Annotated in this window: 27 protein-coding genes; 12 read left to right on the top strand and 15 right to left on the bottom strand. The window is 54.2% G+C overall.

Going from position 1 to position 24,557, the window contains the following annotated elements; translation table 11 throughout:
- Window positions 1–15: 15 nt before the first annotated feature.
- Complete coding sequence (gene purR, locus IPZ49_RS05325) at window positions 16–1,041, bottom strand: HTH-type transcriptional repressor PurR (protein ID WP_063146044.1); 1,026 nt, start codon at window positions 1,039–1,041, stop codon at window positions 16–18.
- 297 nt (window positions 1,042–1,338) lie between these two features.
- Here purR and IPZ49_RS05320 point away from each other — a divergent pair, with 297 nt between their 5' ends.
- Window positions 1,339–1,428: a YnhF family membrane protein gene (locus IPZ49_RS05320; RefSeq protein ID WP_003857632.1), complete on the top strand. Its 90-nt coding sequence runs from the start codon at window positions 1,339–1,341 to the stop codon at window positions 1,426–1,428.
- A 160-nt stretch (window positions 1,429–1,588) separates the two neighbouring features.
- Window positions 1,589–2,755: an MFS transporter gene (locus IPZ49_RS05315; RefSeq protein WP_045622824.1), complete on the top strand. Its 1,167-nt coding sequence runs from the start codon at window positions 1,589–1,591 to the stop codon at window positions 2,753–2,755.
- 37 nt (window positions 2,756–2,792) lie between these two features.
- Here the strand turns inward: IPZ49_RS05315 and sodB are convergent, their stop codons facing one another.
- A complete protein-coding gene (gene sodB, locus IPZ49_RS05310) occupies window positions 2,793–3,374 on the bottom strand; it encodes a superoxide dismutase [Fe] (RefSeq protein WP_063146043.1) in 582 nt (193 codons plus the stop codon).
- A gap of 122 nt (window positions 3,375–3,496) precedes the next feature.
- A complete protein-coding gene (locus IPZ49_RS05305) occupies window positions 3,497–4,255 on the bottom strand; it encodes a C40 family peptidase (RefSeq protein ID WP_023299947.1) in 759 nt (252 codons plus the stop codon).
- A gap of 338 nt (window positions 4,256–4,593) precedes the next feature.
- Here IPZ49_RS05305 and grxD point away from each other — a divergent pair, with 338 nt between their 5' ends.
- Entirely contained in the window at window positions 4,594–4,941 is a 348-nt protein-coding gene (gene grxD, locus IPZ49_RS05300) for a monothiol glutaredoxin 4 (RefSeq protein WP_003832760.1), read from the top strand.
- Window positions 4,942–5,018: 77 nt separating this feature from the next.
- Here the strand turns inward: grxD and rnt are convergent, their stop codons facing one another.
- The 5 genes from rnt to eptA all read right to left on the bottom strand — a co-directional run bounded on the left by rnt (window position 5,019) and on the right by eptA (window position 9,699).
- On the bottom strand, window positions 5,019–5,678 hold the full coding sequence (gene rnt / locus IPZ49_RS05295) for a ribonuclease T (protein WP_003857625.1): 660 nt from the start codon (window positions 5,676–5,678) through the stop codon (window positions 5,019–5,021).
- 96 nt (window positions 5,679–5,774) lie between these two features.
- Complete coding sequence (gene gloA, locus IPZ49_RS05290; protein WP_022647898.1) at window positions 5,775–6,182, bottom strand: lactoylglutathione lyase; 408 nt, start codon at window positions 6,180–6,182, stop codon at window positions 5,775–5,777.
- A gap of 99 nt (window positions 6,183–6,281) precedes the next feature.
- Window positions 6,282–7,379, bottom strand: a complete 1,098-nt coding sequence (locus tag IPZ49_RS05285; RefSeq protein WP_063146042.1) for an alkene reductase — start codon at window positions 7,377–7,379, stop codon at window positions 6,282–6,284.
- 53 nt (window positions 7,380–7,432) lie between these two features.
- Window positions 7,433–8,032 carry a TetR/AcrR family transcriptional regulator gene (locus tag IPZ49_RS05280; protein WP_022647900.1) on the bottom strand — a complete coding sequence of 200 codons (600 nt, stop codon included), beginning with the start codon at window positions 8,030–8,032 and terminating at the stop codon, window positions 7,433–7,435.
- Window positions 8,033–8,073: 41 nt separating this feature from the next.
- Window positions 8,074–9,699 carry a phosphoethanolamine transferase EptA gene (gene eptA, locus IPZ49_RS05275; protein WP_063146041.1) on the bottom strand — a complete coding sequence of 542 codons (1,626 nt, stop codon included), beginning with the start codon at window positions 9,697–9,699 and terminating at the stop codon, window positions 8,074–8,076.
- Between the two features lie 148 nt (window positions 9,700–9,847).
- Here eptA and IPZ49_RS05270 point away from each other — a divergent pair, with 148 nt between their 5' ends.
- The 3 genes from IPZ49_RS05270 to sodC all read left to right on the top strand — a co-directional run bounded on the left by IPZ49_RS05270 (window position 9,848) and on the right by sodC (window position 11,631).
- Window positions 9,848–10,087 (top strand): DUF1289 domain-containing protein, encoded by a 240-nt coding sequence (locus tag IPZ49_RS05270; RefSeq protein ID WP_023299951.1) that lies wholly within the window; start codon window positions 9,848–9,850, stop codon window positions 10,085–10,087.
- Between the two features lie 48 nt (window positions 10,088–10,135).
- Entirely contained in the window at window positions 10,136–11,032 is an 897-nt protein-coding gene (locus IPZ49_RS05265; protein ID WP_063146040.1) for an aldo/keto reductase family oxidoreductase, read from the top strand.
- 80 nt (window positions 11,033–11,112) lie between these two features.
- Window positions 11,113–11,631 carry a superoxide dismutase [Cu-Zn] SodC gene (gene sodC, locus IPZ49_RS05260; RefSeq protein ID WP_063146039.1) on the top strand — a complete coding sequence of 173 codons (519 nt, stop codon included), beginning with the start codon at window positions 11,113–11,115 and terminating at the stop codon, window positions 11,629–11,631.
- Here sodC and IPZ49_RS05255 read toward each other — a convergent pair.
- From IPZ49_RS05255 to IPZ49_RS05245, 3 genes are read right to left on the bottom strand one after another with little or no spacing between them, the layout of a single operon-like run.
- Window positions 11,610–13,643: an FUSC family protein gene (locus tag IPZ49_RS05255; protein ID WP_063146208.1), complete on the bottom strand. Its 2,034-nt coding sequence runs from the start codon at window positions 13,641–13,643 to the stop codon at window positions 11,610–11,612. The genes sodC and IPZ49_RS05255 overlap by 22 nt on opposite strands.
- Complete coding sequence (locus tag IPZ49_RS05250) at window positions 13,643–14,503, bottom strand: HlyD family secretion protein (RefSeq protein WP_046620168.1); 861 nt, start codon at window positions 14,501–14,503, stop codon at window positions 13,643–13,645. Before IPZ49_RS05250 ends, IPZ49_RS05255 begins: the two co-directional genes overlap by 1 nt.
- 2 nt (window positions 14,504–14,505) lie before the next feature.
- Entirely contained in the window at window positions 14,506–14,742 is a 237-nt protein-coding gene (locus IPZ49_RS05245; RefSeq protein WP_022647907.1) for a DUF1656 domain-containing protein, read from the bottom strand.
- A gap of 187 nt (window positions 14,743–14,929) precedes the next feature.
- Here IPZ49_RS05245 and slyA point away from each other — a divergent pair, with 187 nt between their 5' ends.
- A complete protein-coding gene (slyA, locus tag IPZ49_RS05240) occupies window positions 14,930–15,370 on the top strand; it encodes a transcriptional regulator SlyA (RefSeq protein ID WP_032623345.1) in 441 nt (146 codons plus the stop codon).
- A 38-nt stretch (window positions 15,371–15,408) separates the two neighbouring features.
- On the opposite strand, the gene IPZ49_RS05235 is transcribed toward slyA, so the two are convergent.
- A complete protein-coding gene (locus IPZ49_RS05235) occupies window positions 15,409–16,770 on the bottom strand; it encodes a GGDEF domain-containing protein (RefSeq protein ID WP_063929030.1) in 1,362 nt (453 codons plus the stop codon).
- 196 nt (window positions 16,771–16,966) lie between these two features.
- Entirely contained in the window at window positions 16,967–17,434 is a 468-nt protein-coding gene (gene slyB, locus IPZ49_RS05230; protein WP_022647910.1) for an outer membrane lipoprotein SlyB, read from the bottom strand.
- Between the two features lie 255 nt (window positions 17,435–17,689).
- Here slyB and anmK point away from each other — a divergent pair, with 255 nt between their 5' ends.
- The 5 genes from anmK to pdxY all read left to right on the top strand — a co-directional run bounded on the left by anmK (window position 17,690) and on the right by pdxY (window position 22,271).
- Window positions 17,690–18,814, top strand: a complete 1,125-nt coding sequence (anmK, locus tag IPZ49_RS05225) for an anhydro-N-acetylmuramic acid kinase (RefSeq protein ID WP_063146037.1) — start codon at window positions 17,690–17,692, stop codon at window positions 18,812–18,814.
- 86 nt (window positions 18,815–18,900) lie between these two features.
- Window positions 18,901–19,230, top strand: coding sequence for a C-type lysozyme inhibitor (mliC, locus tag IPZ49_RS05220; RefSeq protein ID WP_113788023.1), 330 nt, complete (start codon window positions 18,901–18,903; stop codon window positions 19,228–19,230).
- 57 nt (window positions 19,231–19,287) lie between these two features.
- Window positions 19,288–19,944: a pyridoxamine 5'-phosphate oxidase gene (gene pdxH, locus IPZ49_RS05215; RefSeq protein WP_003857601.1), complete on the top strand. Its 657-nt coding sequence runs from the start codon at window positions 19,288–19,290 to the stop codon at window positions 19,942–19,944.
- A gap of 125 nt (window positions 19,945–20,069) precedes the next feature.
- On the top strand, window positions 20,070–21,344 hold the full coding sequence (gene tyrS, locus IPZ49_RS05210; protein ID WP_063146035.1) for a tyrosine--tRNA ligase: 1,275 nt from the start codon (window positions 20,070–20,072) through the stop codon (window positions 21,342–21,344).
- A 66-nt stretch (window positions 21,345–21,410) separates the two neighbouring features.
- Window positions 21,411–22,271 (top strand): pyridoxal kinase PdxY, encoded by an 861-nt coding sequence (pdxY, locus tag IPZ49_RS05205; RefSeq protein WP_063146034.1) that lies wholly within the window; start codon window positions 21,411–21,413, stop codon window positions 22,269–22,271.
- A 60-nt stretch (window positions 22,272–22,331) separates the two neighbouring features.
- Here the strand turns inward: pdxY and gstA are convergent, their stop codons facing one another.
- Window positions 22,332–22,937 (bottom strand): glutathione transferase GstA, encoded by a 606-nt coding sequence (gstA, locus tag IPZ49_RS05200; protein WP_023299960.1) that lies wholly within the window; start codon window positions 22,935–22,937, stop codon window positions 22,332–22,334.
- Window positions 22,938–23,042: 105 nt separating this feature from the next.
- Window positions 23,043–24,551 (bottom strand): dipeptide/tripeptide permease DtpA, encoded by a 1,509-nt coding sequence (gene dtpA, locus IPZ49_RS05195; protein ID WP_022647916.1) that lies wholly within the window; start codon window positions 24,549–24,551, stop codon window positions 23,043–23,045.
- Window positions 24,552–24,557: the final 6 nt, after the last annotated feature.

Here is a 24,557-nt window from a genome sequence, read left to right as displayed (position 1 = left end):
GGCCCCATAAAGAGATTAACGTCGGTAGTCGCGGAACGGACCGTCGGCAACGGAACGGCGTTCAATCAGGCGCGGGTGGACTTCAATGGACTGGGACTGTTCTCGCTTGTTGACGATCCTGTCCATCAGCATATTGAAGGCCGTTTCACCCAGCGAATCTTTCGGCTGGTGAATGGTGGTCAGCGCCGGGGTAAAGAAACGGGCGTTGCGAACGTTATCATAGCCGATCACCGAGATGTCCTGCGGAACGCGCAGGCCGAGTTCATCCGCCGCGCAGAGCGCGCCCATCGCCATGATGTCGCCGCCGCAGAACACCGCGGTAGGGCGATGCGGCTGGGAGACGATCTGCTGCATGGCGCGATAGCCCGACTCCGGCTCGAAGTCGCCCTGAACAATCCAGTTTTCCGGCACGGTGATCAGCGCCTCTTCCATCGCTTTCATGAAACCGGCCAGACGGCCAGCTCCGGTGTTACGCTCCAGCGGACCCGGGATCACGCCAATTTCAAGATGACCGCGTTCTACCAGATAACGCCCCGCCATGTAGCCGCCTTCAAAGGCGTTATCAATAACGGAGTCGGTGAAGTCTGCCCGCGCTTCGCCCCAGTCCATGACCACCATCGGAATGTGGCGATACTCTTCCAGCATGGAAAGGACCGACTCAGGGTATTCAGAACACATGACCAGCAGGCCGTCGACGCGCTTTTGCGCCATCATTGACAGGTAAGCACGCTGTTTTTCAATGTTGTTCCACGCGTTGCCCAGAATCAGGGTATAGCCTTTCTGGAAGCAGTTTTTTTCAACAGCTTCGATGATTTCAGCAAAGTAGGCCGCTTCACTGCTGGTGGCCAGCAGGCCAATCGATTTGGTGTGATTAACCTTCAGGCTGCGGGCGACGGCACTTGGCGAGTAGTGCAGCTCTTTGATTGCCGCCCAGACGGCATTACGCGTCTCTTCAGCGACGAAACGCGTTTTGTTAATAACATGTGATACGGTTGTGGTGGAAACGTTTGCGCGTTTTGCTACGTCTTTAATTGTTGCCATTAAATGTCACTCCAGACCATATCCTAAGCTCCTGAAAAAAATGAAGGTAAACGTTTGCCTTCTCTCACCCTTATTACGCAAACATGAGTTGCGACACGCCGGGAAAACGACACAGGACGTCAGGAGGGGGTCAGTGGCCGGTACGCTAATAAATTTAGCGTGGAATTTTGTCCTATCTTGATGAAAAGGGGAAGAGGTAAAGTGGATATCCGTTTAAATCCTGGAAGATTTTTGACCTGAACTGTGTAAAAATGAGCAAGCTCACTTTTCGTAGGGTGAATAAAAGGAGAAAAATTGATGAGTACCGATCTGAAGTTTTCGCTGTTTACCACCATTGTTGTTCTTGCCCTGATTGTTGCGGGTGGTTTAACCGCTGCGCTGCACTGATTTAGGTGGAGGGAGAGTCTTCTCCCTCCCTTGCCGCTATTGTTACCTCTCCGGCAAAAATCTTTTGCCAAAATGTTAACTTCTCATTTTTTGTGATTGATGTCATGCTTTTGCCTTCTTAGTCTGTGCCGGGTAACGGCACGGTATCCGGAGTCTTTTCATAAAAATCAATTTCCCCCTGCTGGCCCTGGCGATTGGCGCCTTTGGGATTGGCACCACTGAATTCTCCCCGATGGGGTTATTGCCTGTTATCGCCCGGGGTGTGGACGTCTCTATCCCTGCGGCCGGTATGTTGATTAGCGCCTATGCGATCGGCGTGATGGTGGGCGCACCGCTGATGACGCTGCTGCTTTCGCACCGCGCGCGACGCAATGCGCTGATTTTCCTGATGGCAATTTTTACTCTCGGAAATGTGCTTTCCGCGATTTCGCCGGATTACACCACGCTGATGCTTTCCCGTATTCTGACCAGCCTGAACCACGGCGCTTTCTTCGGGCTGGGCTCGGTTGTTGCCGCAAGCGTAGTGCCAAAACATAAGCAGGCCAGCGCGGTAGCCACTATGTTTATGGGCCTCACCATCGCTAATATCGGCGGCGTTCCCGCTGCCACCTGGCTCGGAGAAGCCATCGGCTGGCGTATGTCTTTCCTCGCAACCGCCGGACTGGGCGTGGTCGCGATGGTCGCGCTGTTCTTCTCGCTGCCCAAAGGGAGTGCGGGAGAACGTCCGGAAGTACGTAAAGAGCTGGCGGTGCTGATGCGTCCTCAGGTGTTGTCCGCGCTGCTCACCACGGTGCTGGGGGCAGGGGCGATGTTTACGCTCTACACCTATATCTCCCCGGTGCTGCACGACATAACCCACGCAACGCCACTCTTTGTTACCGCGATGCTGGTGCTGATTGGTGTCGGGTTCTCGATTGGCAACTATCTCGGCGGGAAATTTGCAGATCGCTCCGTCAGCGGGACGCTGAAAGGTTTTTTAACGCTGCTGATTGTCATCATGGTGGCGATCCCGTGGCTGGCGCGTAACGAAGTGGGCGCCGCGGTTGCCATGGTGGTGTGGGGCGCCGCAACCTTTGCCGTGGTGCCGCCGTTGCAGATGCGCGTGATGCGTGTTGCGCATGAGGCGCCGGGGCTCTCATCATCCGTGAATATCGGTGCGTTTAACCTGGGAAATGCGCTGGGAGCCGCAGCGGGTGGGGCGGTGATTTCGGGTGGTTTGGGTTACAGCTTTGTGCCGGTGATGGGGGCGATCATTGCCGCACTCGGCTTGCTGCTGGTGTTGATGTCCGGGCGTAAACAGCCAGAAGCGGTGTGTACGGCGGAATAAATAAAAACGCAGAAGGGTTGCCCCTTCTGCGTGTCCCTTATGCGGCGAAGTTCTTCGCAACAAATTCCCAGTTAACCAGTGCCCAGAAATGTTCCAGGTAGTTCGGGCGCGCATTACGGTAATCAATGTAATAGGCGTGTTCCCATACGTCCACGGTCATCAGCGGCGTTGCGCTGGTGGTCAGAGGGGTACCCGCATTAGAAGTGGAAACGATAGCCAGTTTGCCATCAGCCTCTTTTACCAGCCAGGTCCAGCCGGAGCCAAAGTTTTTAACGGCTGCGTCAGTAAATTTCGCTTTGAAATCCGCGAAACTGCCGAACGCGGCGTTAATCGCTGCGGCCAGCTCACCGGTAGGTTCTCCGCCTGCATTTGGAGCCAGGCAGTGCCAGTAGAAGGTGTGGTTCCACACCTGAGCGGCGTTGTTGAATACGCCACCGTCTGAACTGCGCACAATCTCTTCCAGCGTTTTGCCTTCAAAATCGGTGCCCTTGATCAGGTTATTCAGGTTGGTGACATAGGTCTGGTGATGCTTGCCGTAATGGTACTCCAGGGTTTCCTCAGAAATGTGCGGAGCCAGGGCGTCTTTTGCATACGGTAGTGCAGGTAATTCGAACGACATTGCTACTCTCCTTATAGTTTTATACGTTGCCAATAACCCTACAGACAACAAGGACAGAATAGCAAATTGAAAGGGTATGCAAAAGAGGAACTTACCCCGCCACGGAGGCGGCAGGGCAGGGTCTAGCGAATGGTTTTTGGCGTCATCACTCGGCGCGCACCCACATAGTGGCGCACCCAGTAATCTTCACTGAGGGAGGTGATCTGAATGTCCTGACCGCTGCGCGGTGACTGGATAAATTTACCGTTACCCACATACACCCCAACGTGATCGGCCGTACCGCGTCCCTGGGTGCGGAAGAACACCAGGTCGCCATTTTGCAGTTCGCCACGGTTTACAGGCGCGGCGTCGCGCAGATGGTACATCTCATTGGCGGTGCGTGGAATGCGAAACTTCACCAGATCTTTATAGGCATAATAAACCAGCCCACTACAGTCAAAACCGGTGCGCGGAGAGGTGCCACCCCAGCGATATGGTTTACCTATTTGCCCCATCAGTTTATTCATCGCCGTTTTTTGCGCTTTCTGCATACGCGCTTTATGCACGTCAGCCAGCTTCGTCACTTTGGCGCATTTCGTTTTATGGCCTTTGCGCACGGTGCATTTATCATTCACCAGGCTGGCGGTCGTACGGGTGGTTTTGTGCGTGCCGGAACGGAGAGTTTTGGTTTTACTGGAGGCGGTTTTTTTGGTGTGAGCGGTGGTTTTCTTCTTTACTGTTTTGCTGGTGGTTTTTTTCTTACGTTCTGTGGTTTTTGCCAGATGCGTTTTTTGTACAGCAGAATGCCGTGCCTGTTCGGAGGCGTTCGCCGCTGGCGTAAATGAGAGTGTGGTAAACAGTAAAGCACAGAGCGTCATCGAGATTTTAGTTATCCGCGCCACTGGGCAGTCCCCTGATAAGTGCGAGCCAAAATACATACCCGCATGAGATTTACAAAACCAGTCGATTCTAATCCATAAAATCGGAATAAGTTAATAGCATTTTTCATTCAAAAATTGTGTTTCGTTAGCAAGTGCAAAAAAATTCACCATTCTGTCGCACTCTTGTTCGCTCCTTAAGCAAAACCGCACGGCGCGTAGCCTTAAACGTCATTATCAATGCAACTTTACGCGATAGCGGATAAAATAATGAGACGTGACAAAAATGTTATTTTCCGATGTCGGCCTGACCCGCTACAATGTCAGACTGATGCCGTAACAGAAGTTAAAGGAAGCAAGACATGAGCACCACTATTGAAAAAATTCAGCGCCAGATCGCTGAAAACCCGATTCTCCTGTACATGAAAGGTTCTCCGAAGCTGCCAAGCTGCGGCTTCTCCGCGCAAGCGGTTCAGGCGCTGTCCGCCTGTGGTGAGCGTTTTGCTTACGTTGATATCCTGCAAAACCCGGACATCCGCGCTGAGCTGCCAAAATACGCAAACTGGCCGACCTTCCCACAGCTGTGGGTTGACGGTGAACTGGTTGGCGGCTGTGATATTCTGATTGAAATGTATCAGCGCGGCGAACTGCAACAGCTGATCAAAGAGACTGCGGCGAAGTATAAAACCGAAGAGCCGGACGCAGAATAAGTTTTCTGCGAATATAAAAAAGCGACCACATTATGTTGGTCGCTTTTTTTGTCCTGTGGGGCTGTTGATTACCCAGTCTACGATTGAAGATCGGCCTCGTCGCCCATCGGCAGCGGCCAGCCACCCAGACGTTTCCAGCGGTTGACGATCTCACAGAACAGCTCCGCCGTACGCTCGGTATCGTATAACGCGGAATGCGCCTGAGTGCCGTCAAACGCAATACCCGCCGTGATGCAGGCTTTAGAGAGCACGGTTTGCCCCAGCGCCAGGCCGCTCAGCGCGGCGGTGTCGAAGGTCACAAACGGATGGAATGGATTACGCTTTAGCGAGGCGCGCTCGGCGGCAGCCATGGTGAAGCTGTGATCGAACGTAGCGTTGTGGGCCACCATGATGGCGCGGCTACAGTCATTCTCTTTCATGCCTTTGCGCACCATTTTGAAAATGGCGTGCAGCGCCTCATATTCGCTTACCGCCCCGCGCAGCGGGTTTGTCGGATCGATACCGTTAAAGGCCAGCGCCTCTGGCTGTAAGTTTGCCCCTTCAAAGGGTTCAACGTGGAAATGCAGCGTGGTGTCCGGTACAAGCCAGCCCTGTTCATCCATCTTCAGCGTGATGGCGGCAATTTCAAGCAGCGCATCGGTTTTAGCGTTAAATCCGGCTGTTTCTACATCAATGACAACGGGATAAAAACCACGAAAACGGTCGCACAGACCGGTAAATTGAGCGTTATCGGACATCAGGGTCTCTTACAAGGGGGAAAAAGCAGTGCGCATTATGGCAAATTTTGAGAGGGGATGCAGCAAAACAACGGGCGCATAGTGCGCCCTGCGGGATCAATTGCCCAGACCGCGACCAGCGTCTTTAGCTTCGATCAGTTCGATTTTATACCCGTCCGGATCTTCAACAAACGCAATCACGGTGGTGCCGCCTTTAACCGGACCGGCTTCACGGGTGACGTTACCGCCATTGCTGCGGATACGTTCGCAGGCTTCAGCCGCGTTATCCACTTCCAGCGCGATGTGGCCGTAAGCCGTACCCAGCTCGTAGCTGTCCACGCCCCAGTTGTAGGTCAGCTCGATGACCGCTTCTTCAGATTCCGGGCCGTAACCGACAAACGCCAGAGAGTATTTATATTCCGGATTTTCGCTGGTGCGCAGCAGCTTCATGCCCAGAACGTTAGTGTAGAAATCGATGGAACGTTGCAGGTCGCCAACGCGCAGCATGGTGTGAAGTAGGCGCATAATTTCCTCATTAACCAGTGGAATGGATTATCTTTTTGAACAGAAACGATGTTTTAGTATAGCGGCGAAAGGTCGCCGCTATCAATGTACAAAGCGGGATTACAGTGAAGGGTAGTCGGTATAACCTTCCGCGCCGCCGCCATAGAAGCTTTCAGGGCGCTGCGGGTTCAGTTCGGCTTTCTTCTGCAAACGGGCAACCAGATCCGGGTTAGCAATGTAATCACGGCCAAAGGCCACGGCGTCGATCAGACCTTTACCGATCAGATCCTCGGCTTTCTCTGCCGTATAAGCGCCCGCCCCGATAATCACGCCGTGGAAGCGCTCGCGAACTTTCTGGCGGAAGGCTTCGCTGTAGGGCTTGCCGCCTGCCCAGTCCGGCTCGGACATGTGCAGATACGCGATACCGCGTTTAGCCAGCTCTTCAATCAGATACAGCGCATCCGCTTCTTCGTTCGGACCGTTGTCGACGTTCTGGAAGGTACCAATTGGGGAAACTCGAATACCAATGCGATCTGCGCTCCACTCATTACACACGGCATCTACCACTTCAAGCACCAGACGCGCGCGGTTTTCAACGCTGCCGCCGTACTGGTCGGTACGCTGATTGGAAGACGGTGACAGGAACTGGTGCAGCAGGTAGCCGTGCGCAGAGTGCAGCTCAACCAGGTCGAAGCCCGCTTCACGGGCGTTGGCGACGGCCTGACGGAAATCATTCACGATACCCGGGATCTCGTCCAGCTCAAGCGCGCGTGGCGTGGTGGTGTCGACGCGAATAGCATTACCGTTTTCATCGCGCAGGGAAGTGCGGGTATTCGCATTCATGGCAGAGGCAGAAACGGGCGCCTGACCGCCAGGCTGGATGCTACTGTGCGAGATACGACCGGTGTGCCACAGCTGAACCGCAATACGGCCATCTTCAGCATGAACGCCTGCGGTGATTTTTTTCCACGCGGCGATCTGTTCCGGGCTGTGCAGACCCGGCGCACCGGCGTAGCCTTTAGCCTGGGCAGAAATCTGCGTGGCTTCGGAAATAATCAGGCCCGAGCTGGCGCGCTGACGGTAATACTCACCCATCAATGGCGTTGGGATATCTCCCGGCTCGATGCTGCGCAGACGGGTAAGTGGGGCCATAAACACGCGGTTTGGGGCAGTAACGGCACCCACTTTCAGTGGGGTAAATAGCTTTTCAGCGGACATAATGGCTCCTGAGTAGACCAGTCGACTAGTAAAAGGGTAAATAAAAACGCCGGCTACACGCCAGGCGCGGTAATACAGTTTTTCACATGCGCCAGCGCGCTTTCGAGCGGCACGGCGCTGCGAGACATTTTTGCCTGCAGGTTGGCGCCTAACCAGAGGGAATAGAGCACCTGTGCCTGCGTGAGCGGATCGCCGGAGAAGGAGAGCGTTGTTTCATCGCGGCCTTTTTCCAGCGCCTGAGCCAGCAGAGCGATTACGCCGCTGGCCCCTTTATCCATGGCGGTGCGCATATCTTCGGAGAGATCGCACACTTCGGCAGACAGTTTTACCGTCAGGCAGCCGCTGATGATGCCCTGCTGACAGAACTGCGTCAGCGTTTCCTGATAGTAGTTCAGAACACGATCCCGGTAGTCACCTTCGCCGCTGGCGAAGTGGGCTGCCAGGCGCTGATGGTAGCTGGCGTAGTGCCGCTCCAGCATGGCTACGCCAAACGCCTCTTTGGATCGAAAATAGTGATAAAACGATCCCTTAGGCACTTCAGCGGTTTTTAATAACTCACTCAGCCCCATACCGGTAAACCCGCGATGCATGCAAAGGCGCTCGCCGGTAGCCAGCAAATGTTCTCGTGTATCGTGTTCTGTATGTCTGCTCATGCTCTTACTCTAATAGACCGTTCGGTCTAATGCAAGCCCGCTTAGCGACGACATTGCGACAAAATATCCAGCTGCGGCTGATAAACCACTGATTTCACGTCCATCATGCCCAGAACCGTGGCAAACAAATTGTCCTGTGAAACTGCCTCTTTTGCAGCATGGTTACGCAGGCAATCCGTGTTTACGCCGAAGTTTTTCGCATAGTCCGGGGAGAGCCAGAACATAAACGGAATATGCGTTTGCTGCTCCGGGGCCAGCATATACGGCGTACCGTGCAGGTAAATTCCGCTTTCGCCCAGCGATTCGCCGTGATCGGAGAGGTAAATGAGCGCTGTGTTCATACTGGCCTTCCGGGCTTTTAGCGCGTCGATGGTTCGGCTGAGCACGCTATCGGTATACAGAATCGAGTTGTCATAGGTATTGATCAGCGACTGATGATCGCAATCCTGAATTTCATTGGTATCGCAGGTTGGGGTGAATTTCCGGAAGCGGTCCGGGTAACGGTTGTAATAAGCCGGACCGTGGCTGCCCATCAGGTGTATCACCAGTACGGTATCCTGCTTTATTCCGTCCAGCACGTTGTCCAGGCGGTACAGGTTGACGTCGTCGATACAGGATTTGTCCTTACAGAACTGATCCAGTTTCCACTGGGTCATATCCGTGTGCGGCACGCGGTCGCAGGCACCTTTACACCCGCCGTCATTGTCGCGCCATAGCAGGTTGAACCCGGCGTGGTTAAGCACATCGAGCAGTCCTTCCTGATGATAGGCGAGGTCCGCGTCATATTTTTTTCGCGTCATGCCGGAGAACATGCAGGGGACGGAAACGGCGGTTTCCGTGCCACAGGAGGAGGCCTGTGGGAAGTTGATGACATCCCGCTTTTTCAGCTCGGGGTTGGTTTCACGCGGGTAACCATTTAACGAGTAATTTGCGGCGCGGGAGGCTTCGCCCACCACCAGAACCAGCACGGTTTTCTTACGTTGGCCGGAAATCAGCGCCCCTTTATGGGCATCTTCGCCAATGCGGACCAGCGTCTGGTCGCCGGCAAACCAGCGCATTTTGCTGTACTTCACAACGGCGCTCACGTAGTTCGCCGGAGTGACCATTTTGACGATGCTTTTGTTATTGCGGAACAGCGAAGCATAATCTTTATAGAACACTGCCGCGACGAGAATGATCACCAGCAGCGCACCCAGTATAGCGGCGAAACGTGTTAGCAGGGCATACCACCATTTTCCGGTTCGAATGCGCGTCAGGGCTAAGATGACGGAAGGGACCAGACCCGCGACGGCCAGCCACAGGATCAGCTGCGGCGTTACCAGGGCTGTCGCTTCCTGGGAGTTAGTCTCAAACACGTTCACAATCATGTTTTGATCGATAACCGCGCCATAGGTGTACATAAACCAGGTCGCGGCGGCGCATCCTATGGTCAGGGCAATCATGAGCGGCTTGCGAATAAAGGGAATATTCAGCAGGCTAAAAACAATGACCCAGCCGCAGAACAGAACCAGCGGCACACTGGCGGCAAAAAGCACGTCGTGCAGACGGGCAGGTGCGATAATTGACCAGCTGCGCTGGATAAACAGCGCATTGAACACGGTGAAGAAAAGCGCACAGGCGAGGGTAAATTTCGTATCGTTACAGTGTAACTTTTTAGTGAGCCACATGATGACCAGACCATTCGTTATATCAATGCGGCGAGTATAAGAAGGGAAGATTAGCGAAACCTTAATGCCCTGTTTGTGACGGAAACTCCTTGCATGCAGGCCATTTAGGGTCTTCACTGTAGGGAATAATGACGTTCTGGAGGTAGGTGTGGCAGAGCAACTGGAATTTTTCCCTGTCCAGAGCCCGTGCCGGGGTATTTGCCAGGTTGATGAACGAGGATACTGCCGTGGCTGCATGCGCACACGCGATGAACGTTTTAACTGGCAAAATTTCAGCGACGCGCAAAAGCAGGAGGTCTTACGGCTCTGCCGACAACGTCTGCTGCGCAAAATTCGTGCAAACAAAGCGGTTGAAACCGAAGAACCTCAGCAACCTTCACTGTTTTAGCAGGGTAATTGCGTATACTGGTGACATGACTTCCTTGAGGAAAATGTTATGGTTCAGCGTATTACCCTTGCCCCGCAGGGCCCGGAATTCTCCCGATTCGTTATGGGCTACTGGCGCCTTAAGGACTGGAATATGTCTCCGGTCCAGCTGGCGGACTTTATAGAAGAGCATCTCGATCTCGGGATCACCACCGTCGATCACGCTGATATTTATGGCGGCTATCAGTGCGAGGCCGCTTTTGGCGAAGCGCTGAAGCGTGCGCCAGCGCTGCGTGAACGTATGGAGATTGTGACCAAATGCGGTATTGCCACCACAGCAAAACCGGAGCATGCACTTGGGCATTACATCACTGACAGCGCGCATATCGTTAAAAGCGCCGAGCAGTCACTGGTCAACCTGGCCACCGATCGTATCGACCTGCTGCTTATCCACCGTCCCGATCCATTGATGGAAGCGGATGAGGTTGCGGAAGCGTTCCTGACACTACACCAGAGCGGCAAAGTGCGTCATTTTGGCGTGTCTAACTTCACCCCGGCACAGTTTGCGCTATTGCAGTCTCGCCTGCCGTTTACGCTGGCGACGAATCAGGTGGAGATTTCGCCTGTTCACCAGCCGCTGCTGCTGGACGGAACGCTCGATCAGCTGCAACAGTTACGCATTCGTCCGATGGCCTGGTCTTGTCTCGGCGGCGGTCGCCTGTTTAACGATGAGGCCTTCCAGCCGCTGCGTAACGAGCTTGAAACCGTGGCCCGCGAACTGAATGCGGAAAGCATCGAGCAGGTGGTTTACGCCTGGATCCTGCGCCTGCCGTCTAAACCGCTGCCAATTATCGGCTCCGGCAAAATTGAGCGCGTACGCGCTGCGCTGGTGGCTGAAGAGCTGGATATGTCGCGTCAGCAGTGGTTCCGCATCCGCAAGGCGGCGCTGGGCTACGACGTACCCTGAGTGCGTGGAGTCTGACTTTCCGGTGAAATCTGCGCCGCTGGTATAGACTTAAGGTGCAAAAAATAACCCGTGGAGGTCTTATGAAGCGTTTTGCTCTGGCAATGGTCACGCTGGTTGTTTGCGCAGGTGCGCATGCAGCCAGCGAGGACGTTGAAATGAATCTCGTCACTTCTCAGGGGGTAGGCCAGTCCATCGGGACGGTGAAAATCACCGAAACCGATAAAGGGCTGGAATTTGCTCCCGATCTCAAGGCTCTTCCACCCGGCGAACATGGTTTTCACGTTCATGCCAAAGGCAGCTGTCAACCCGCAATGAAAGAGGGGAAACCTTCAGCCGCTGAGGCCGCTGGGGGGCATCTGGATCCGCACAACTCTGGTAAGCATGAAGGCCCGGAAGGTATGGGGCACCTCGGCGATCTGCCGGTGCTGGTGGTGAATAACGACGGTAAAGCCACCGATCCGGTTGTTGCGCCCCGGCTGAAAAAGATTGACGAGGTCAAAGGCAAGGCGCTGATGGTCCATGTGGGCGGCGATAACATGTCCGATCAACCTAAACCGCTTGGCGGCGGCGGGGCGCGCTATGCCTGCGGCGTGATCTGATCGCCAATTGTTCCGGGTGGCGGCGCCTGTTCAAGCTGTGACAGGGAGCAGTGCAGCCGCCAGATAATGGACGCCAGATCGCGGGCCGCAGGCTGATGGTGGTGCGCCAGAGCGTCGCAAATACGCTGAAGCTCGGCGAGCGTGACGCTCAGGGGGCGTTGCTGAACTCCGCGCTCGCTCATGACATCGCGGAGCATGGAAATACAATTATCGCGGACCTGCGAAAGCGGGTCGGAACGCGTCTCCCAGGCACGCAGCTGCCACACCACGTGCGAACAGTTCAGCAGCACCACGCCCCAGCGCAGTAGCCAGCGACGGGAGAGGGAATCCTGGCTGTTGTTCAGCTGGCTGACATGATGGTAAACCAGCGATTCATACTCGCTTTCACGCAGATGCGGCCTGCGGCTCAGTTGATCGACAAAACCCCTGCGCAGCTCACGAATATGCCTGCGGCTTTTACGCGCATCCGAGCCCGGGCGTAGCACGGCGAAAGCCAGCCACGCCAGCCCCACGCCGAGGATCTTCGCCAGGTTATCGTTGAGAAAATCAGCGTAATCGTAAACCGGAGGATTCGTTACAGAGATAAATGAGCCCATAAAAACAATCAACTGCCCCCACAGACCGGCCAGTTTTGGCATTTGCAGTTTGAGCAACTGCATGGTGGTTAATAGCGGGAAGAGAAACAGCAGAAATTGCCAGAGGTCGGTTATCTGCACCATCAAACCAAATTTCACCACGAAGCTGAACAGCGACAGCAGTACCAGCGTACGCAGCAGAAGCGTCAGGGAATTAAACGGGGAAGCTGCGACGGAATAGAGCACGCAGCTGATTGCCGCAAGCGTCAGGGCTGCACTGCCCGCATCCCATTGGGTGGTGATGGCCCATGCGCCCACGGCCGTCAACGCGCAAAACGTACGAAAACCGCTCCACAGCGCCTCCATTGCGTCGGTATGGCGTGCCAGAGCTGGGCTACCGGGAACGGAAAATTCGGTGACGGGCGTGGCATTTTCGACGGCTTTTAACCAGCGGCTGCTGCGCAGATACAGGCGGCAGAAATAGTTCAGACGCTGCCAGAAGGCGCGGTGCCGGTAATCATATTCATCCGTTGGGGTGAGCGGCGCGATAATACGGGCCACGGTATAGATATCGGCATCCGGACGCGCAAGGGCGGCGAGCAGCGCCTCGATAACTTCCCGGGTATGGGCTGGCGGCGCAGGCCAGTTCAGCAACATCCGGCGAAGGCTCGAGATCGCACTCGTCATCCGCAATTGCTGGTGTAGTAAATAGTTCAGGAGCGTGTTCTGGCGACGAAAACGGTAGTGGCTCCAGAAAGCCTGGATGCGCAGCAGATTCATGGTCAGGATCTGGCCGATGACCTTTTCGTGTGCTAGACGGATGTTATCGCTGCTATCAGGCTGCCAGAGCAGGCTGGCATGTTCCAGCAAACGCGCGTGCATCGTTTTAAGGGCGGTGATAAGCGTAGTGCCATCCGAGGTGCTGGGCAGGATCATCATCATGACGCCGCCGCACAGAATGCCGACCATCACTTCACATACGCGTGCCTGGGCGATGTCCCATAGCTCGGTGGTATCCAGCACGTTGACGACCGGAAAGGCGATAATGGCTGCGGTGTAACCTGCCAGTTGAAACGCGTACGCAACGTTGTTGGTAAAATGGGCGCAGGCCCAGGTGCACAGCCCCAGCCATGCCGACATGCTTAACAGAAAGAGCCAGGGATCGTTCAGGGTATGGCCGGCAAGAAGCAGTGCAGCGGTCGCACCCAGCAGGCTACCCGCCACGCGCCCGAGGCTTTTACTGATAACGCCCCCGACGGTAGGGAAGCTGACGACCGCCGCAGAGGTCATCGCCCAGTAAGGCTCATCCAGATTCAGATAATAGGCAACCGTAAGCGCAAGGCACATGGCGATGCCGTTACGCAGCGCGTAACGCCACTGCGGCCGTGTCGCTTTTATCCACGGCGTATTGCGCCAGGAGAAAGCTCCCAGGTTCATCATCGCGATCCGATGGCGACGGTGCAGGTTGTGCCAGAGACCAGAGTAATGTCTTTCGGCAGTTGCTCTAACTCGACGCGAACAGGCACCCGCTGAGCCAGACGCACCCACGGTACGTTGGGTTTGATGTCAGGCACCAGACCAGAATCGGTTTCCACGCTCTGATCGTAAATTGCCCGACCTATGCTACTAACGTGACCCTGTAACGTTTCTGCACCGCTGTAAAGCGTGATCCGGGCAGGCGCACCCTCGCGGATATGCCGCAGCTTGGTCTCTTCAAAATAACCTACAACATAGAAAGAGTGGCTATCTACCAGGGCAAAGACCGGCTGGCCTGTGGTGGCGTAATCCCCCACACGGGTCGACAGGCTCGTGATCCATCCATCCACCGGAGCTTTGACAACGGTCTGGGTCAGTTGCCACTCGGCCTGTTTCAGCGTTGCCTCTGCAACCTTCAGGCTGGCCTGCATGGCTTTTACATTGATATTGGCGGTATCGAGATCTTCCGCAGAGATGTAATTCCTCGACAGATGTCGGCGACGTTCGGCTTCGTTATTGGCTTTTGCCAGATCTGATTGAGCTTTTGCGAGCTGCGCCTGGGCATTGAGCACCGCAATGTGGAAAGGGGTCTCATCGATGCGGAATAACACATCGCCCGCATGAACGAACTGGTTGTCCTTCACCAGCAGCGCGCTGATACTGCCGGACACCTGTGGCGTGATGCTGACCTGTTCTGCGCGGATCTTGCCGTCACGCGTCCAGGGCGACTGCATGTAATAATTCCAGAGCCACCAGCCGGCCATAAGCGCCAGCGCTAAAACGAAAAGAGTGGAAAAATATTTTAACGTTTTCAATGCTATTCTCACCACACGGTTAACACGGCAAGGCCAAGACAGACGGAAAGGGTAAACAGGGAGAGATCCATTAACATCGGGTGCCAGATTTCACCGGAATACATCCAGTCGCGCAGCAGACGATGCGCAATGAGCCAGATCACAAAACCGACCATCACGGCTTTAAACAGTGGCGGAAAGTAGACCGATGCGCCGACAATCAGATCCTGGAGGGGCAACCCTGCGGAGAGGGAAAAGAACGTCACAAGCAGTGATCCTTTGCAGTGGGGTGAGGGCCACAATGGCATATTTCAATGCGATGGCGCATTACCGTTCAGTGTAAATCATCCTTTCAGGAATGATGAATACCGTGATTGCATTTGTTTTGGCAATACAAATACTGCAAACTATTCTAAAATCACTATAATCACTTAGCAAGCTAATTATAAGGAGATGAAATTGGAATCGCCATTAGGTTCTGATCTGGCAAGGTTGGTACGCATCTGGCGTGCTCTGATTGACCATCGCCTGAAACCTCTGGAACTCACGCAGACGCACTGGGTTACGCTGCATAACATTCATCAGCTCCCGCCCGACCAGTCACAGATCCAACTGGCAAAAGCGATTGGCATTGAGCAGCCGTCACTGGTGCGCACTCTTGACCAACTGGAAGAGAAGGGACTTATCTCCCGACAAACCTGCGCCAGCGACCGTCGCGCCAAGCGGATCAAATTGACGGAAAAAGCGGCCCCGATTATTACTGAGATGGAAGCTGTCATCAGTAAAACGCGTGGGGAGATCCTTGAAGGTATTTCCCCCGCTGAGCTGGAGATGCTGATAGGACTCATCGCCCGTCTTGAGCAGAACATCCACGATCTGCAGTCTCGCGACTGACCGAACGTAAAGGCCTTGCGAAATCAAGGCCTTTCTTATTATCTGAACACCACCACCCGGTTGCGCCCCGTCTCTTTTGCCTCATACATGGCTTTATCCGCGCTCTCCACGCAGGTTTCCGCACTGGTTTCCGGCGAGGTTGCGGTGAATACGCCCATGCTGATGGTAATGGGTTCCGGCAGATGACCGCCGCTGCTGGCTTTATCAAACCCGCTCAGCTTGAGGCGAATGCGCTCGGCCACCTGCCGCGCGGCGTCTGAAGGGGTATTTGTCAGCATCAACACAAACTCTTCACCACCGATTCGGGCCGCGATATCCTGGGGGCGCACGGAATCCGTCAGCAGATTAGAGACGAACTGTAATACCTTATCGCCCTGCAAATGCCCGTAACAGTCGTTGATACGCTTGAAACGGTCAAGGTCGCTTACTACCACCGATACCGGGTGTGCCTCCGTTACAGTGCTGAGGGCGTAGTTTAATGAATCATAAAAATAGCTGCGATTATAAAGACGGGTAAGCGGGTCGCGGATTGAATTTTGATACGACTGCTGGTATTTGACGTGCGAGTCACGATACAAATTAAAGACGTCGGAAAGCAAAATGAAAATAATCATTAATGTCGCGACAGTTTCGAATAACCGGGCGCGGTACCATGAAACATCTTCTACGTATCCGCCTAACAACAGCATTAACAGCGTGACGACATAACAGACGCATAAAAAATTGCCGCCCGCCCAGAACAAATTTCTTATCCGGGTCACGACCATCAGGGTGATTAATGTGACAACCCAAAGAATGACCAAAATGATGTTGATGGTCTGGCTCCAGAGAATCATGAACTGCCGGGTTTCATTATCCACAAGATCCAGGGTTAACGTCGTGGAATGGCTGGAATAGAACCACGCCAGCCAAAGCATGCAGCCCGTAAAGAGAGCCGATCCGACAACAATACCGATGTGGGTGCTTCGTGAAAGGGGGGAAACGCGAAGCGTATAAAGTAAGGCTGAGGCCATCATGAGCACCGCCATTAAGAGGTGTCGGAACATATAAAAGATCATCGCGTCATTATAGTTCGCCTCGTTGAACTGATAGAGATCCAGCCAACCTGGAAAACTGGATAGCGTACCCACCATCAGCAGTGCTGAACCGGCAAAGGCTGACGCAATCGGAACGAGATATAGCCGTTTTTTATCACACCAGTATTTCATTGCCATAAAACAGGCGATAAACAGATGGAATACCAGAAGAAAAATAGTGAGCGTAGGGAAAAATAGCGGAGAGAATGAAGGAACCCATTCAACAAGTTTTATAAAACAACCTTGTAACACGGCAATGATAAAAATGCACCCAAGTGCAAAGGCCACAAAGCGGTTCATTACAAATCGACAGTTCGCAAGCATAGAATGTTAAAAAATTAAAAAGAGGAAAAAGAGAATCAGACGAGTCTAAAGGAGGGAAATAAAAAATACTTTGCGCAGGAACAATATCAGAGGGAATTAATTATACGCCGTGTGAATGTATTTTTATAAATACATTTTTTAAAATGATAGTTTTTGTAAATGGATGCGGCCCGAAAGGACCGCATCCGTCGGGATATTAACGCGGGGAGACGGTGACCTGGCTACCGTTGCTTGCCAGTACAACACGCTGGCCTGCAGAGAAGCGAGTATTACCCTGTTTCTGCACAACCATAATGGTGCTGCCATCGTCTTTACGGATTTCCAGCTCAACGCCCTGAGTTTTGTTCATCGCACCCTGAACGCCCTGACCCGCTACGCCGCCTGCAACTGCGCCTGCTGCGGTAGCCAGAGAGCGACCGGTGCCGCCACCAATGGTGTTACCCAGGAAACCACCCAGCACAGCACCACCGATTGCGCCCACGACGTTCGTGTCATCACCACCCTGAATCTGAACAGGACGGGCATTAACGATAGTACCGTAGGTCACGTTCTGTACCTGTTTAGCTTCAGAAGCACTATATACGTCGCCGGAGAGTGAATTGTCGTTCACACAACCCGCCAGTGTTAAACCAATCAGCGAAACGCCCAGTACACGTAAAATCATTTGACTCTCCTGTTCACCAAAAAACGCCCGGTTGGGGCATCCGTTATGGCTAAATTATATGGCATTCCTGACCACAGTTCATATCTTTGCATGCCGAATAGATAAATTTTACCTGAACAGGGCTTAACGGGACATAAACAAAAATCGTCTGTGCTACAGGTCTGAGATTGTTAAAAAATATTATCACCGGATAGCAAAGCAGCGTTATTTATGATGGAGTGGTTGCACTTAGCCCATGTAACGTAAGGAAAGCGCATGAAATCGGGTCGCTATATCGGTGTGATGTCTGGTACCAGTCTTGACGGTGTGGATGTCGTTCTGGCCGCCATTGATGAAAACATGGTGGCGCAGCAGGCAAGCCTGACCTGGCCTATTCCGGTCTCGTTAAAAGAAGAGATCCTGAGCATCTGCCAGGGGCAACAGCTGACGCTTTCCCAACTGGGCCAACTGGATGTGCGTCTGGGGGCGCTGTTTGCTGATGCGGTATTGGCCCTGATGCAGCAAGAAAGACTTCATCCGCAGGATGTCGTGGCAATAGGTTGCCATGGGCAGACCGTCTGGCATGAACCTGTCGGCGAGGCGCCGCACACGATGCAAATTGGCGATAATAACCAGATTGTGGCAAAAACCGGCGTGACGGTGGTGGGGGATTTCCGTCGTCGCGATATGGCCCTCGGCGGGCAGGGGGCGCCGCTGGTTCCGGCATTTCATCAGGCGCTGCTGGCGCACCCGGTGGAGCGCAGAATGGTTCTGAACATTGGCGGGATTGCCAACCTGTCAATGCTCATTCCCGGGCAGCCCGTGCGTGGATACGATACCGGGCCCGGTAATATGCTGATGGATGCCTGGATCTGGCGTCAGAACGGTAAACCCTACGACAAAGACGCGCAGTGGGCCAGCCAGGGGAAAGTGATCCTTCCCTTGCTGCAAGCCCTGTTAAGCGATCCATTCTTTGCCCTGCCCGCGCCGAAAAGCACGGGGCGAGAGTATTTCAACTACGGCTGGCTTGAACGTCAGCTGGCACGCTTCCCCGGCCTTGCGCCTCAGGATGTGCAGGCTACGCTGACTGAGCTTACCGCCGTGTCGATTTCTGAACAAGTGTTGCTCAGCGGCGGGTGCGAGCGTCTGCTGGTATGCGGAGGCGGAAGCCGCAACCCGCTCCTGATGGCACGCCTCGCCGCCCTGCTGCCGGGCACCGAAGTCACGACCACTGACGAAGCCGGGATCAGCGGAGACGACATGGAAGCGCTGGCCTTCGCCTGGCTTGCCTGGCGTACGGTTGCCGGTCTGCCTGGGAATTTACCCTCCGTAACCGGTGCGCGAGAGGCGAGCGTCCTCGGTGCTATTTTCCCGGCAAATCCGCGCCATAATCAGAGTTAACTGAAATTCAGCGGGAGGCATAACCCGTAAAATAGGAAAATCAGGAGGGCGGTTAGGCCCTCCAGGACCAGGATAGTCTTCGGAATCTGCCCATGAAAAAAATTCTTCTCATTGCTGTACCTTTTCTTATGACCGGATGCAGCGTCTATAACCAGTTCGTTGAGCGTATGCAAACCGATACGCTGGAATATCGTTGTGATGAAAAACCGCTGACGGTGAAGCTGAACAACACTCGCCAGGAAGCCAGCTTTGTTTATGACAATAAGTTGTTGACGCTGAAGCAGGGGATGTCCGCCTCCGGGGCGCGTTACACGGATGGGATCTACGTCTTCTGGTCAAAAGGTGACAGCGCCACCGTCTATAAGCGAGACCGCATTGTGCTGAACAATTGTCAGTTGGAAAATCCGAAGCGTTGAGATTTTTGAAGGGGGCGCGCACAATAGCGCCACCCAACCTCACTTTCAGCTAACGCCATGTCAGATAACGACGAACTACAGCAAATTGCGCATCTGCGCCGTGAATACACCAAAGGCGGTCTGCGCCGCCAGGATCTTCCCGCCGAACCGCTGGTGCTTTTTGAACGCTGGCTGAAACAGGCCTGCGAAGCGAAACTGGCCGACCCGACGGCGATGGTCGTTGCCACGGTTGATGAAAACGGTCAGCCGTATCAACGCATCGTTCTTCTTAAGCATTATGACGAGAAAGGGCTGGTGTTCTACACCAACCTTGGTAGTCGTAAAGCGCATCACCTGGAAAATAATCCGCGTATTAGCCTGCTCTTCCCGTGGCATATGCTTGAGCGCCAGGTGATGGTTACCGGCAAGGCAGAGCGCCTTTCTACGCTCGAAGTGGTGAAATATTTCCACAGCCGACCGCGCGACAGTCAGATTGGCGCCTGGGTTTCTAAACAGTCCAGCCGAATCTCGGCCCGCGGCGTACTTGAAAGTAAATTCCTCGAACTCAAACAGAAGTTTCAGCAGGGTGAAGTGCCGCTGCCGAGTTTCTGGGGCGGGTTCCGCATCCCCATTGAGCAGATGGAATTCTGGCAGGGCGGTGAGCACCGCCTGCACGACCGCTTTTTATACCAGCGCGACAACGGTGGCTGGAAAATAGACCGACTGGCACCGTAATCCCCAAAATTTGTTGATTTAAGCGCTAGCGCACACCGCGCTGGCGCTTTATTCTATGGTCCTTTCGCATCAGGCGAAAAGTCGTGTACCGGCAAAGGTGCAGTCGTTTATACATGGAGAATTTGATGGCAAGCAGTAACTTGATTAAACAATTGCAAGAGCGGGGCCTGGTAGCCCAGGTGACGGACGAGGAAGCGTTAGCAGAGCGACTGGCGCAAGGCCCGATCGCGCTCTATTGCGGCTTCGATCCCACCGCTGACAGCTTGCATTTGGGGCATCTTGTTCCATTGTTATGCCTGAAACGCTTCCAGATGGCGGGTCATAAGCCTGTTGCCCTGGTTGGCGGTGCGACTGGTCTGATTGGCGACCCAAGTTTCAAAGCCGCTGAGCGTAAGCTGAATACCGAAGACACCGTGCAGGAGTGGGTGGATAAGATCCGTAAACAGGTTGCACCGTTCCTGGATTTCAACTGTGGTGACAACGCTGCGATTGCGGCGAACAACTACGACTGGTTTGGTGGCATGAACGTGCTGACGTTCCTGCGTGACATCGGCAAACACTTCTCTGTTAACCAGATGATTAACAAAGAAGCGGTCAAGCAGCGTCTTAACCGTGACGATCAGGGTATCTCTTTCACCGAGTTCTCCTACAACCTGTTGCAGGGGTATGACTTCGCCTGCCTGAACAAGCTGCACGGCGTGTCGCTGCAAATTGGCGGTTCTGATCAGTGGGGTAACATCACCTCCGGTATCGATCTGACCCGTCGCCTTCACCAGAATCAGGTGTTTGGTCTGACCGTGCCGCTGATCACCAAAGCAGACGGTACCAAGTTTGGTAAAACCGAAGGCGGCGCAGTATGGCTGGATCCGAAGAAAACCAGCCCGTACAAATTCTACCAGTTCTGGATCAACACGGCGGATGCCGATGTTTATCGCTTCCTGAAATTCTTCACCTTTATGGATATCGAAGAAATCAATGCGCTTGAAGAAGAAGACAAGAACAGCGGTAAAGCACCGCGCGCCCAGTATGTGCTGGCCGACGAAGTGACTAAACTGGTTCACGGTGAAGAAGGTCTGGCAGCGGCGAAACGCATTACGGCGAGCCTGTTCAACGGGACCCTGAGCGATTTAAGCGAAGCGGACTTCCAACAGCTGGCGCAGGATGGCGTGCCGATGGTAGAGATGGAAAAAGGCGCCGATCTGATGCAGGCGCTGGTGGACTCCGAGCTCCAGCCGTCTCGCGGTCAGGCGCGTAAAACCATCGCCTCTAACGCGATCACCATTAATGGCGAAAAACAGGCCGATCCGGAATACACCTTTACCGAGAACGACCGTCTCTATGGTCGCTACACGCTGCTGCGTCGCGGTAAGAAAAATTACTGTCTGGTCTGCTGGAAGTAATTAAAAGTACGCAGGGGCGTGGGAAACCACGCCCCTTTTGTTTTGACAGGGTTTGGTAAGTACAACATGAAGAACATCCTCGCCATTCAGTCCCACGTTGTTTTTGGACATGCTGGCAACAGCGCTGCGGAATTCCCGATGCGCCGCCTCGGGGCCAACGTCTGGCCCCTCAATACCGTCCAGTACTCGAATCACACCCAGTACGGTAAATGGACCGGCTGCGTGATGCCGCCGTCGCACCTGACGGAGATCGTTCAGGGGATTGCGGATGTCGACCAGCTTAAACGCTGCGATGCCGTACTGAGCGGTTATCTGGGTTCGGCGGAGCAGGGGGAACATATCCTCGGCATTGTGCGCCAGGTGAAAGCGGCAAACCCCGCGGCGAAATATTTCTGCGATCCGGTGATGGGACATCCGGAAAAAGGCTGCATCGTCGCGCCGGGCGTTGCGGAGTTTCATGTCCGTCATGCATTGCCCGCCAGCGATATTATTGCGCCAAATCTGATTGAACTTGAGATCCTGTGCGAGCATCCGGTCAACAGTGTAGAAGAGGCTGTACGCGCCTCTCGCGAGCTCCTCGCCCAGGGGCCAGAGATTGTGCTGGTTAAGCACCTGGCACGCGCAGGGTTGAGCCAGGACCGTTTTGAAATGCTGTTGGTGACGAAGGATGAAGCCTGGCACATCAGTCGACCGCTGGTGGATTTCGGTACTCGTCAGCCGGTAGGAGTGGGCGATGTGACCAGCGGCCTGCTGCTGGTGAAGTTGCTCCAGGGGACGGCTCTGCGGGATGCGCTTGAGCATGTGACCGCAGCCGTTTATGAAATCATGATTGCGACGAAGACGATGCAGGAATATGAGCTCCAGGTGGTCGCGGCGCAGGATCGCATCGCGAAGCCCGAGCATTATTTCAGCGCAACCCAATTGTAAGAGCAGGGATAGTGTAGGCCGGGTAAGCGCAGCGCCACCCGGCAATACAGCGCGCTCGGATTAATTCAACCCTTCTGCCTTCAGCGCCGCTGCAACCGCAGGGCGTGCCGCTACGCGTTCCATATACGACGCAATATGATCTAATCCTTCCAGGTTCAGCTTCACCGCGCGCGCCCAGCGCAGAACGGTAAACAGATACGCATCAGCAATGGTGAAACGCGCACCGCAGATCCACTGATCGTCTTTCAGTGATTCATTAATGTACTGCATCTTTTTCTCAAGCAACGCACGTACGGTCGGTTTGTACTCTTCCGGAGTATCCGGGCGGAACAGCGGCGTAAAGCCTTTGTGCAGCTCGGTCGCGATGTAGTTAAGCCACTCAAGGGTTTTATAGCGAGAGATACTGCCTGTTGGTGCCAGCAGCTGACGATCAGGCACGTTGTCGGCCAGGTACTGCATAATCGCCACGCCTTCGGTCAGCAGCGTACCGTCATCCAGCAGCAGGGCCGGAACCTGCCCTTTTGGGTTAATCGCAAAAAAGTCATCCCCGTTTTCCAGGCGCTTTTTCATCAGGTCAACGCCGTCCAGCGTGAAATCCTTACCGCTCTCGCGAAGGGTGATATGCGAAGCAAGAGAGCAGGCGCCCGGTTTATAGAACAGTTTCATCGGTAACTCCTTTTTGCTGAGGTTCCCGCTATGTTAGTGCGCGTTCAGATAAAAAAAAAGCCGCTAATCAATTAGCGGCTTCTGTTCAGTCGTTTCCCGATGACATTACGCGTTCGCGGTGTTGATCGCTTTAGCGGATTTGTCGTCGTCCTGCGTCATACGATTGAGTTTTGGTGCGGTGAGCAGCATCAGCACGGCAATTACGGCTGTCGCGATACCAATTTGCATGAACACGGTGCCGTAGACGTTCAGGGAGACCAGCGGGTCGGTAACGTTGTCCGGAACCGCCATCAGGTTCGCAATCTTACCTGCAATGATGGCTGCGCCAGCGGTCGTCAGGAACCAGCTACCCATGATGAAGCCCATCAGACGCTGAGGGACCAGCTGTGCAACCATCGCCAGGCCCAGACCGGAGATCATCAGTTCACCGATGGATTGCAGCGCATAGCTCAGGATCAGCCAGTTAACAGACACGATACCCGCGTCGGTCGCGAATTTCGTCCCCAGCGGCAGCACCAGGAATGCGCCAGAGCACAGCACCATACCGATAGCGAACTTGTGCGGCATCGGCAGACGGTCGCCCATCTTGTTATAGATAGCGGCCAGAATCGGGCTACCAATCATGATCCAGAACGGGTTCAGTGCCTGGTACTGCTCCGGCTCGAACGCGATACCCAGGATGGAGTGCTCAACGTTGCGGATTGCGAAGAAGTTCAGGGACGTTGGCATCTGGCTGTACAGGACGAAGAAGATAATCGCTTCCAGCATCAGGATGAACGCCACAATCATCTTACGACGTGCCGCACCCTGCATCGCGAAGGCTTCTTTAGCGAAGATAATCACGATACCCAGCGCAACCACGGCCAGTACGGCACGTGCAATACCCTGGTTGTGCAGCAGCCAGGTCGCGACAGCGGCCAGGATCACAATGCCGACGATGGTTGCCAGCAGTTTGCCCATATGCACGGGTTCGAAGTCTGGTTTAGAACCATAATCTTTAACCCAGCTGCGACAGAACAGGAAGTTCACAACAGTGATCAGCATACCCACGAAGCTCAGCGCAAACGCTACGCTCCAGCCGAATTTCGCGGCCAGCCATGGAGTTGCCAGCATAGAGAAGAATGAACCGATGTTGATGGACATGTAGTACATGGTAAATGCACCGTCCAGACGCGGATCATCTTTGTTGTAGCAGGTAGAAAGCAGGGAGGACGGGTTAGCCTTAAAGAGGCCGTTACCTACCGCGATGGTAGCCATGCCCATGTATACCACGCCCGCATCGTGCCCGGACCATGCAACCAGGCCATAGCCAATCGCCAGAACCACGGCGCCCAGCATAATGACACGTTTCGTACCGAGAACTTTATCGCCTAACCAGCCGCCGATGGCGACCAGGCCATAGACCAGAGCGCTGAAGGACGAGAACAGCGTGATGGAATCGGCTTCGGACATACCCAGTTGCTTAACCAGGTAAACGGCCATAATCCCTTGCAGGCCGTAGTAGCCAAAACGCTCCCATAATTCGATAGAGAAAATGAGATAGAACGCTTTAGGCTGTTTGAAAGCGTTAAGACTTACGCTCTCATCTGTTGGTTTATTGTTTGCAGTAGACACATATAC

The organism is Enterobacter cloacae complex sp. S2 (assembly GCF_015159675.1).
Classification (GTDB): Bacteria; Pseudomonadota; Gammaproteobacteria; order Enterobacterales; family Enterobacteriaceae; genus Enterobacter; species Enterobacter intestinihominis.
The sequence above is the reverse complement of the archived record's forward strand: the minus strand, read 5'-3'. Positions and strand labels throughout refer to the sequence as shown.